The 5,222-nt window shown below is 64.0% G+C and carries 7 protein-coding genes; 3 read left to right on the top strand and 4 right to left on the bottom strand.

Translation table 11 applies throughout. The annotated features are described in order from the left end of the window. The 3 genes from ftsY to C5L10_RS33225 form a co-directional block, all read left to right on the top strand. A partial coding sequence (ftsY, locus tag C5L10_RS33235; RefSeq protein ID WP_105433196.1) for a signal recognition particle-docking protein FtsY occupies nucleotides 1–958 on the top strand: 958 nt, incomplete at its 5' end. A gap of 64 nt (nucleotides 959–1,022) precedes the next feature. Further along, a complete protein-coding gene (locus C5L10_RS33230; protein WP_105433195.1) occupies nucleotides 1,023–1,706 on the top strand; it encodes a septation protein A in 684 nt (227 codons plus the stop codon). Further along, complete coding sequence (locus tag C5L10_RS33225; protein ID WP_105433194.1) at nucleotides 1,703–2,290, top strand: DUF2585 domain-containing protein; 588 nt, start codon at nucleotides 1,703–1,705, stop codon at nucleotides 2,288–2,290. The genes C5L10_RS33230 and C5L10_RS33225 overlap by 4 nt, the downstream gene beginning before the upstream one ends. Before the next feature lie 399 nt (nucleotides 2,291–2,689). On the opposite strand, the gene C5L10_RS33220 is transcribed toward C5L10_RS33225, so the two are convergent. The 4 genes from C5L10_RS33220 to ccmB form a co-directional block, all read right to left on the bottom strand. Beyond that, nucleotides 2,690–3,292: a DsbE family thiol:disulfide interchange protein gene (locus C5L10_RS33220; RefSeq protein WP_105433193.1), complete on the bottom strand. Its 603-nt coding sequence runs from the start codon at nucleotides 3,290–3,292 to the stop codon at nucleotides 2,690–2,692. After that, on the bottom strand, nucleotides 3,289–3,459 hold the full coding sequence (gene ccmD, locus C5L10_RS33215) for a heme exporter protein CcmD (RefSeq protein ID WP_105423184.1): 171 nt from the start codon (nucleotides 3,457–3,459) through the stop codon (nucleotides 3,289–3,291). The genes C5L10_RS33220 and ccmD overlap by 4 nt, the downstream gene beginning before the upstream one ends. A 4-nt stretch (nucleotides 3,460–3,463) precedes the next feature. Beyond that, complete coding sequence (locus tag C5L10_RS33210) at nucleotides 3,464–4,222, bottom strand: heme ABC transporter permease (RefSeq protein WP_105433192.1); 759 nt, start codon at nucleotides 4,220–4,222, stop codon at nucleotides 3,464–3,466. Nucleotides 4,223–4,311: 89 nt separating this feature from the next. After that, the gene (ccmB, locus tag C5L10_RS33205) at nucleotides 4,312–4,971 is read right to left on the bottom strand and encodes a heme exporter protein CcmB (protein WP_037081467.1); all 660 of its coding nucleotides are present in this window, start codon (nucleotides 4,969–4,971) and stop codon (nucleotides 4,312–4,314) included. Between the last annotated feature and the right edge of the window lie 251 nt (nucleotides 4,972–5,222).

Here is a 5,222-nt window from a genome sequence, read left to right as displayed (position 1 = left end):
CCCGGAACCCGCGCCCGAACCCGTCGCAGCGGCTCCAAAACTCACCTGGTTCCAGCGCCTGCGCGCCGGCCTTTCCCGCACGTCGTCGCAGCTCACCGGCCAGATCAGCGCGCTCTTTACCAAGCGCAAGCTGGACGAGGAAACGCTGGAACAGCTCGAAGACCTGCTGATCCAGGCCGATCTAGGGGTCGAGACCGCCATGCGCGTCACCGGGGCGCTGTCCTCCGAGCGCTACGGCAAGGACGTGACCGGCGAGGACGTGTCGCGGATCATGGCCGAGGAGATCACCAGGGTTTTAGGCCCGGTCGCCAAACCGCTGGCGCTCGATCTCAATCACAAGCCGCATGTCATCCTCGTCGTCGGTGTCAACGGCACCGGCAAGACCACGACGATCGGCAAGCTCGCCGCAAAACTCTCCGGCTCCGGCCTCAAGGTCATGCTCGCCGCCGGCGACACGTTTCGCGCCGCCGCGATCGAGCAGCTGAAGATCTGGGCGGACCGCACCGGCTCGAGCTTTATCGGCACCAAGCTCGGCGCCGATGCGGCCGGCCTTGCCTATGACGCCTACGAGCAGGCGCGCGCCAACAAATCGGATGTGCTGATCATCGATACCGCCGGCCGGCTACAGAACCGCACCGAGCTGATGGCCGAACTCGAAAAGATCGTCCGCGTGCTCGGCAAGCTCGATCCCGATGCTCCGCACACCGTGCTGCAGACGCTCGATGCCACGACCGGCCAGAACGCCATGAACCAGGTCGAGATTTTCCGGAACGTTGCGGGGGTCAGCGGGCTTATCATGACGAAGCTCGACGGTACGGCGCGCGGCGGCATCCTGGTGGCGATCGCCGCCAAGCACAAGCTGCCGGTCTATTTCATCGGTGTCGGCGAGGGTGTCGACGATCTCGAACCCTTCGAGGCGCAGGATTTTGCCCGCGCCATTGCCGGGATTGCCCATTGATGCCACAAATCTGCCTTGGCACTCGCGCAGGGCCAAGGCAGGACGAAGCAGGTTTGACCAATATATGAAATTCGAAAGCGATACGACGCCCACCGCCGCCGACCGGCACCATCCGATGCTGAAGCTCTCGCTCGAGCTGGGGCCGCTGCTCGTCTTCTTCTTCGCCAATCTGCGCGGGGAATGGCTTGCCGCGACCTTCCCGTGGCTTTCGGTGCTCGGTGGTCCGCTGTTCATCGCCAGCGGCCTGTTCATGGTCGCGACGGTCGTTTCGCTCGTCGTCTCGAAGGTCGTTCTCGGGCATCTGCCTATGATGCCCTTCATTTCCGGCATCGTTGTCCTCGTTTTCGGCGGGCTCGGCATCTGGCTGCAGGACGAGCTGTTCTTCAAGATGAAGCCGACCATCATCAACACGCTGTTCGGCGTCGTGCTGCTCGGCGGCCTGCTGTTCGGCAAATCGCTTCTCGGCTATGTGTTCAATGCGGCCTTCCAGCTCGACGATGCCGGCTGGCGCAAGCTGACCATCCGCTGGGGCGTGTTCTTCCTGTTCCTCGCGGTCCTCAACGAAATCGTCTGGCGCGGCGCGAACGCCTATTACCTGCCCGACGCCAAGGCGGCGGATAACTTCTGGGTGGCCTTCAAGGTCTGGGGTACGATGCCGATCACGCTGATCTTCACCATGACGCAGATGCCGCTGATCATGCGCCACACGATCCAGGAGCCGGCGGGCAACGCCGAGGCCGAAAAGTGACGGCGGCGGAATTCTCCCCATCGAGTTCGTCCTCCAAGCGCTGGTTTCTCGCCGCGCTCATCCTCTTTCTGCTCCAGATCGCCATTCTCTACGCGATCGGCCGCATCCCGATCTGCGAATGCGGTTATGTGAAATTTTGGGAAGGCGGGGTGAATACCAGCGGCAATTCTCAGCACCTCTCCGACTGGTACACGCCGTCGCATATCATCCATGGCTTCCTGTTCTATGGTCTCGGCTGGCTGATCCTGCGCCGCGCGCCGCTCTCCGCCCGGCTTTCGCTGGCGATCCTGATTGAGGCTGCCTGGGAGATCGCTGAAAATTCCCCGCTGATCATCGACCGCTACCGCACGGCGACCATGGCGCTCGGTTATTCCGGCGACAGCATCCTCAATTCGGCGATGGACACGGTGTTCATGGCGCTCGGCTTCTTCGCCGCTTGGCGCCTGCCGGTCTGGCTGACGGTCGCCATCGCCATCTTCTTCGAGCTGGCGACCAGCTACATCATCCGCGACAACCTGACGCTCAACGTGCTGATGCTCGTCTGGCCGGTCGATGCGGTGCGGGTGTGGCAGGGTGGGCTGTAGCGCGGGACGGGTTTTGACCGGGGACGATTTCCTCACCCCAAGAAAAACCTGCCCACCCGCATCAATGCTTTAGCCATATTCACTTCCCCCTTCATCCCCGCCTCCCGCACCCATTCGATAATCGCCCCGTCATCGGATGGGAAACCGGGTTCGCGAACCGGCCTCCTCGTCCAAGGGTTCTCGGACCCCGGTTTCCGGTGATGGCTGCAAAGGTAGTTGGCGAGGCCTGGCAATCCTCGGAAAGACCACCGAAACAGTCGGGGCAGGCACAAACACCCTACCTCCCACATACCCGATACCGCCTGCCCCATTCCCAAACCAAAACCGCGCCGGACAAGAGGTCTGGCGCGGCCAAAGGTGCTTCTTCCAAATTCGCCATCGGCCACAAGGCAGGGGGCGCTAACTTCCCGCGGAGGCCCTTTCGATCGCAGGCATGAGATCCTGCGTCAGGCTGCGCTCGTCGAAGGGGCCGACCTTCTTGTAGAGGATCGTGCCGTCGGGTGCGACCAGATAACTTTCCGGAATACCGTAGACGCCCCAGTCGATCGCCGCCTTGCCGTTCGGATCGACGCCGATCGCCTTGTAGGGGTTGCCGAGTTCGCCGAGGAAGCGCAGCGCGTTGTCGTTGCGGTCCTTGTAGTTGATGCCGACGATGGTGAGCCGGCTGTCGTTCGCCAGTTCCTTCAAGATCGGGTGCTCCTGGCGGCAGGGCACGCACCAGGAGGCGAAGACGTTGACCAGCGTCAGCTTGCCGCCGATAGCCGCAGTCGTCAGCGCCGCGGTGTTCGAGCCTTCCAGCGGCGGCAGCGCCAGCGAAGGCGCCTTCTTGCCGATCAGGGCGGAGGGGATGGCCGAGACGTCGCGGCCGTTGACGTCCTGGTCGTAGAGCATCTTGCCGGCGACGGCTGCAAAGCCGAGAAAAACCGCCAGCGGGATCAGCGGCAGCGCATAACGCGCCAGGCTTTTCTTCGCCGCAGGCTGGTTTTCGGTCTCGATGCTCATGCCGGGTCATCCTTTGCCTGGGCGGAGCGGCGACGGATGCCGGAAGCTTCGAGCTCGGCCAGTTCCTGCCTGCGGGCGCGGCCGTCGAGCCAGGTCCAGGCGATCAGACAGAGGATGACGGCAGCCGAGACGGCATAGGACATGGCGATATAGAAAGTATGGCTCATGGTCTCACGCTTCCCGTCCTGCCATCCGCGCTGCCATCCGCCGCTGGGCGGCCACCCGGCGGCGCCAGATCTCGTTTCGCATCGCCATCGTGTGCAGGGTGAAGAACAGCATGGTGAAGGCGATCGCCATGATCAGCAGCGGCCAGAGGAATTCCTGGTCGATGGTCGGGCCGCCCATGCGGATGACGCTCGCCGGCTGGTGCAGCGTGTTCCACCAGTCGACCGAGAACTTGATGATCGGGATGTTGACGAAACCGACAAGGATCAGCACGGCGGAGACGCGGGCCGCGCGCGATGGATCGTCCATGGCGCGGTTGAGTGCGATCAGGCCCAGATACATGAGGAACAGCACGAAGACCGAGGTCAGCCGCGCATCCCACACCCACCAAGTGCCCCACATCGGCCGGCCCCAGAGCGAGCCGGTGGCGAGCGCGATCAGCGTGAAGGCGGCGCCGAGCGGGGCTGCCGCCTTGTGGCTGACGTCGGCGAGCGGGTGGCGCCAGACCAGCGTGCCGATCGCCGAAACGGCCATCACCGTGTAGCACATCATCGACAGCCAGGCGGCCGGCACATGCACATACATGATACGCACCGTCGCGCCCTGCTGGTAATCGCCTTCCGTCGTGAAGCTCAGATAGAGCCCGATGGCGAAGAAGATCACGGTGGCCGCCACCATCCACGGCAGGATGCGGGCCGCCAGCGCCAGAAACCGCGTCGGGTTGGCCAGCTCGGTGAATTTGCTGATGGCAAGGCTGTCGGTCATGGGCACTTTCTAATATGCGCGCGGAAAAATCAGCTTGATCCTGGTCAATTCGCCGGTCGTCGATCCGATCCCGTTCAATCCGATTCTAGTCAATCGCCGGCATTGCGCAACGCCAGTGCCGCGCCGAGGGGACCGAGGACGGCAAAAAACATCGTGATCGCCACCAATATCAGGAAAGGCGGCATAAACGGGGCAGGATCCTCGACCGCCGCATAGGAAGCGCTGACGCCGAAGATCAGCACGGGGATCGCAAGCGGCAGGACCAGTATCGAGACGAGCAGCCCGCCGCGCGGCAAAGCGACAGCAACCGCCGCGCCGACCGCGCCGATGAAGGTCAGCGCCGGCGTGCCGACCAAGAGCGTCAGCATGGTGGCGCCGATCGCCACCTCGTCCATGTTCATGAACAGGCCGAGCAGCGGCGATGCGATCACCAGCGGCAGGCCGTTGCCGAGCCAGTGGGCGAGGCACTTGACCAGCACGGTCAGCACCAGCGGGTGTTCCTGCATCAGCAGCAGGTCGAGCGAGCCGTCCTCGCGCTCGGTCTGGAACAGGCGGTCAAGCCCGAGCAGGGCCGACAGCAGCGCCCCGATCCAGACGATCGCCGGGCCGATGCGGGAGAGAAGGTTGAGATCCGGGCCGACGCCGAAGGGGATGACGGCGACGACGGTCATGAAGAAGAGGACCCCGATCAGAGCGCCGCCGCCGGCGCGGACCGAAAGTTTCAGGTCGCGGAGGAGGAGGGCGGTCATGAGGTGAGGCCTTGCGTTCGGGGCTTACCCCCCTCTGCCCTGCCGGGCATCTCCCCCAACTCAGTTCCCGTCATCCTCGGGCTTGACCCGAGTATCCACTTTTTGTGCCGGAAGGCGTCGATCCGGTCCGACCGGTACAGTTCGGAGGCCTGGATCCTCGGGTCAAGCCCGAGGATGACGGCGAGAGGGCGGCGGATGACGGCGGGTGTGAGGGTGCGAGGAACCCCTCCCCCTTGGGGGAAGGGGTTGGG

Source organism: Neorhizobium sp. T6_25 (assembly GCF_002968555.1).
Classification (GTDB): domain Bacteria; phylum Pseudomonadota; class Alphaproteobacteria; order Rhizobiales; family Rhizobiaceae; genus Neorhizobium.
Note: the sequence above shows the minus strand (reverse complement) of the source record. Positions and strands in the feature narration are given on the sequence as shown.

Bases quoted from the DNA above. Each gene is read 5' to 3' on its own strand.
- C5L10_RS33210 (WP_105433192.1), bottom strand. From the start codon at position 4,222: ATGACCGACAGCCTTGCCATCAGCAAATTCACCGAGCTGGCCAACCCG.
- ccmD (WP_105423184.1), bottom strand. From the start codon at position 3,459: ATGAGCCATACTTTCTATATCGCCATGTCCTATGCCGTCTCGGCTGCC.
- C5L10_RS33220 (WP_105433193.1), bottom strand. From the start codon at position 3,292: ATGAGCATCGAGACCGAAAACCAGCCTGCGGCGAAGAAAAGCCTGGCG.
- ccmB (WP_037081467.1), bottom strand. From the start codon at position 4,971: ATGACCGCCCTCCTCCTCCGCGACCTGAAACTTTCGGTCCGCGCCGGC.
- C5L10_RS33230 (WP_105433195.1), top strand. From the start codon at position 1,023: ATGAAATTCGAAAGCGATACGACGCCCACCGCCGCCGACCGGCACCAT.